At 38.4% G+C, this 3,824-nt stretch carries 4 protein-coding genes, 3 tRNA genes and 1 pseudogene; 2 read left to right on the top strand and 6 right to left on the bottom strand.

The window, feature by feature from the left end; all coding sequences use genetic code 11:
• Positions 1 to 202: 202 nt before the first annotated feature.
• The 5 genes from BTHERMOSOX_RS09645 to dnaQ all read right to left on the bottom strand — a co-directional run bounded on the left by BTHERMOSOX_RS09645 (position 203) and on the right by dnaQ (position 2,720).
• Positions 203 to 278 (bottom strand) — tRNA-His (locus BTHERMOSOX_RS09645).
• Positions 279 to 286: 8 nt separating this feature from the next.
• A tRNA-Arg gene (locus tag BTHERMOSOX_RS09650) sits at positions 287 to 363 on the bottom strand.
• A gap of 74 nt (positions 364 to 437) precedes the next feature.
• Positions 438 to 514, bottom strand: a tRNA-Pro gene (locus tag BTHERMOSOX_RS09655).
• Between the two features lie 62 nt (positions 515 to 576).
• Entirely contained in the window at positions 577 to 2,043 is a 1,467-nt protein-coding gene (ubiD, locus tag BTHERMOSOX_RS09660) for a 4-hydroxy-3-polyprenylbenzoate decarboxylase (protein WP_138120934.1), read from the bottom strand.
• A gap of 5 nt (positions 2,044 to 2,048) precedes the next feature.
• On the bottom strand, positions 2,049 to 2,720 hold the full coding sequence (gene dnaQ, locus BTHERMOSOX_RS09665) for a DNA polymerase III subunit epsilon (protein WP_138120936.1): 672 nt from the start codon (positions 2,718 to 2,720) through the stop codon (positions 2,049 to 2,051).
• A 70-nt stretch (positions 2,721 to 2,790) separates the two neighbouring features.
• On the opposite strand from dnaQ, the gene rpoZ reads away from it, so the two are divergent.
• The gene (gene rpoZ, locus BTHERMOSOX_RS09670; protein WP_138120938.1) at positions 2,791 to 3,132 is read left to right on the top strand and encodes a DNA-directed RNA polymerase subunit omega; all 342 of its coding nucleotides are present in this window, start codon (positions 2,791 to 2,793) and stop codon (positions 3,130 to 3,132) included.
• Between the two features lie 79 nt (positions 3,133 to 3,211).
• A complete protein-coding gene (locus tag BTHERMOSOX_RS09675) occupies positions 3,212 to 3,493 on the top strand; it encodes a hypothetical protein (RefSeq protein WP_212744650.1) in 282 nt (93 codons plus the stop codon).
• A gap of 210 nt (positions 3,494 to 3,703) precedes the next feature.
• On the opposite strand, the pseudogene BTHERMOSOX_RS09680 reads toward BTHERMOSOX_RS09675, so the two are convergent.
• Positions 3,704 to 3,824 (bottom strand): annotated as a pseudogene (locus tag BTHERMOSOX_RS09680) (IS1595 family transposase); the annotation flags it as partial.

The following is a 3,824-nucleotide window of genomic DNA, read 5'->3' on the forward strand; positions in this document are numbered from 1 at the left end:
TTAACATGGCGCCCAATGAGCTAACTTACCCTCAAGTATTTTTAGGTAAAAAGCATGTTGGCGGTTGTGATGATCTTGAAGCATATTTAATGCTACGAGAAATGGGTATCGAAACTTAAAAAAAGTGCCCGCAAAAAAGCACGTATTTGTTTAATATTTGTAATTCAAGCATAAAAAAAAGGCCGCAAGGCCTTTAGTAGTGTGGGGCGAGAAACGGGGTTTGAACCCGCGACAACCGGAATCACAATCCGGGGCTCTACCAACTGAGCTATTCCCGCCATAAACTTGGTGCGCCCTTCAGGATTCGAACCTGAGGCCTACGGCTTAGAAGGCCGTTGCTCTATCCAGCTGAGCTAAGGGCGCATAAACCTAAAATAGGTGCCTCTCTATTGAAATCTATGAAGATTTTTAGAGGTTTATGAGCAAAATTTAAAATATGGTCGGAGTAGAGGGATTTGAACCCCCGACCACCTGGTCCCAAACCAGATACGCTACCAAACTGCGCTATACTCCGAAAAAAAAGAATTATACTTTGTTACACTGAATTGTAAACAGCTAAATTCAGAATTTTTGTAATTAATCAATCTTTAAATCTGACCAGATATCGTCAATCTTTTGAATGACGTCATCATCCATCACAATCGGCGTACCCCATTCACGATTTGTTTCACCTGGAAGTTTATTGGTAGCATCAATGCCCATCTTTGAGCCAAGCCCAGAAATAGGAGATGCAAAGTCAAGATAATCAATCGGCGTGTTGTCAATCAGTGTGGTGTCGCGTGTTGGATCAACACGTGTTGTCATTGCCCAAATAACCTCTTTCCAATCTTTTACATCAATATCATCATCGACAATAATAACAAATTTGGTATACATAAATTGACGTAAGAACGACCAAACACCCATCATCACGCGCTTGGCATGACCAGGATATTGTTTTTTAATGCTAACCACGGCCATGCGGTACGAGCAAGCTTCTGGCGGCAAATAAAAATCGGTGATTTCTGGATATTGTTGTTGAAGCAAGGGTACGAAAACTTCATTGAGTGCTACACCTAAAATGGCTGGCTCATCAATTGGTTTTCCGGTGTAAGTCGAATGATAAATTGGATTTTTACGATGAGTGATGCGCTCAATCGTAAATACTGGGAATCTTTCAACTTCATTGTAATAACCAGTGTGATCACCATAAGGACCTTCATCGGCCATTTCACCTGGATGAAGCACTCCTTCTAGAATGAATTCTGCATTTTCAGGTACTTGTAAATCATTGCCAATACACTTACAAACTCGTGTTTTCTTACCACGAAGTAGGCCTGCAAATGCATATTCACTCAAGCTATCAGGAATAGGGGTGACAGCTGCTAATGTAGTAGCGGGATCGGCGCCAATGGCGACAGCAACTGGATACGGCTCGCCAGGATTTTTCTCATACCAATCTTTAAAGTCTAGTGCACCACCGCGGTGTGATAACCAACGCATAATGAGTTTATTTTTACCAATAACTTGTTGACGATAAATACCTAAATTTTGACGCTTCTTTAAAGGGCCTTTAGTAATGGTTAAGCCCCAAGTAATGAGTGGTGCCACATCTCCTGGCCAGCAGGTTTGAATAGGAAGTTTGGATAAATCTACTTCATCACCCTCAATAATCACCTCTTGACACAAGCCTTTTTTGACAGTTTTAACCGGCATGTTAAGTACTTTTTTAAGCGTTGGAAGCTTTTCAATAGCATCTCTAAGGCCTTTAGGTGGCTCAGGCTGTTTGAGCTCTGCTAGTAATTCTCCTAACTCTCGTAGAGCGACTAAATCTTCTTGACCCATGGCTGAAGCAACGCGACCTGTAGTGCCAAATAAATTAGCCAATACAGGAATATTTGAACCTTTAACATTTTCAAATAACAATGCAGGGCCTTGCTTGTCTAACGTTCGACGACAAATCTCAGTAATTTCTAAATTTGCATCCACTTCAGTAGTGATACGCTTTAGATCCCCGCGCTTTTCTAGCTCAGTAATAAATTCTCTTAAGTCTTGATAAATCATATTATTTAAATGTTTTCAAAATAGTTATTGTGCGCTTCAATTTCTTGTGTATTTGCATGTACGACTTTAATTTTATCCAAATCACTTTTAACTCGAATAATCTTATGCTTGGCATTATTTTCACTATCTGACGATTGTTCAATGTTAAATAAGGTAGATTGACCACCAGTCATGGCTAGGTAGACCTGTGCTAGAATCTGTGCATCGAGTAGGGCGCCGTGCACGGTTCTGGCGCTTGAGTCAACCTCAAAGCGTCGACATAAAGAGTCAAGGTTGTGTAGCGTGCCTGGGCGCTGTTGTTTTGAAAGTTCTAGTGAATCAATAATAGTGCAAGTATCTTCAATGCGTTCATTAGATCCTAGCAATTTTAGTTCGTGATTTAAAAAGCCTAAGTCGAAGGGCGCGTTGTGAATTACCAAAGTAGCACCTTTGATGTATTTCATAAATTCAGAAGCAACTTCTTCAAATTTTGGTTTACCAGTTAGAAACTTATCCGTGATACCGTGAATTCGAACCGAATCACCTACATTGCGTTCTGGCTGAATGTATTGATGGTATTCATTATTTTCGGTAATCTCTCTGTCAATGATTTCAGTGCAACCAATTTCAATAATTCGATGGCCTTCGGAAGGTTCGATACCTGTGGTTTCTGTATCTAAAACAATTAGTCTTTCCATCAAATATTCCTTGAGATTATTTTCGTGTAAAATTGATTGATTTTATCATAACTAAAAGTTAGAGAGTATTATGGCTAGAGTAACAGTTGAAGAGTGTTTGGATTTTGTAGATAATCGTTTTGAGTTAGTATTGGTAGCTGCAAAACGCGCTCACCAGCTAAGTTCTGGCGGTTATAGGTCAACTTTAGATGTTGGTAAAGATAAGCCAACTGTGGTTGCTCTTAGAGAGATTGAGGCGGGTTTAATTAATGCTTCGATCCTAACTGAAGAATACGCAATGGAAGAGGAATTAACTGCACAGCAAAAAGTTCATGATGCGCAAACAGCTCAAGAAATTGAAGCGGAGTTATCAGCTGCTGCAGTAGATGAAGGTGTTGATGAAGTGAGTGAAGTAACAGACATTCAAGAATAAAACTTTTAAAATAATTTTTATTCAAATGGTGCTTGATTGCGCCATTTTTTTTAATTAAATTAAGACTAAACTTATAAATATGGATAGCTTTATTAAAATTGAAAATACCGAGATTCGTTTTCATGAAAATTGGCCGGATATTGATGTTAATTTAGCCATAGCAGGGTTAAATCTTGGTAGGGCTTCGTCTGAATTTAATTTTCTAATGGAGCGAGTTAGCACCCAATTTGATTTATCGGTGTTTGAACTTGAAGTGATGGTGTTTATTAAGGTCTTTTTCATATCCTCATCGCTTAACACCTTCTTCTTTATCAAATGCATTGATAGTTTCTTCAGGCGGACTAACCAAAGTTTTAATTAAGTTGGAAGCTAAACAGCACATTGTCCGAGATGCTAATCCTATGGACAAGCGAAGTAAGATTGTTAGACTGACAAGCTCAGGTGTTAAATTTATTGAGCATAACTATCCAGCTATTCAGTATGCTTCAAAACAGTTTTTTGAATCCAAACTCTCTAAGCGTGAGTTGCAATTATTAACCTCTTTATTAATTAAACTACTTAAGAATAAGGGTCATGACAACTTAAGCGACTCTTTTCTGAACATTTCAAGCAAAATCTTATAAAGATTTTGCTTGCGATTATTGAATCTAAATTCACATTCTTTCAAGTGTAGATTAAACATATTTTTATTC

This window comes from Bathymodiolus heckerae thiotrophic gill symbiont, from assembly GCF_900128515.1.
Lineage (GTDB): Bacteria > Pseudomonadota > Gammaproteobacteria > PS1 > Pseudothioglobaceae > Thioglobus_A.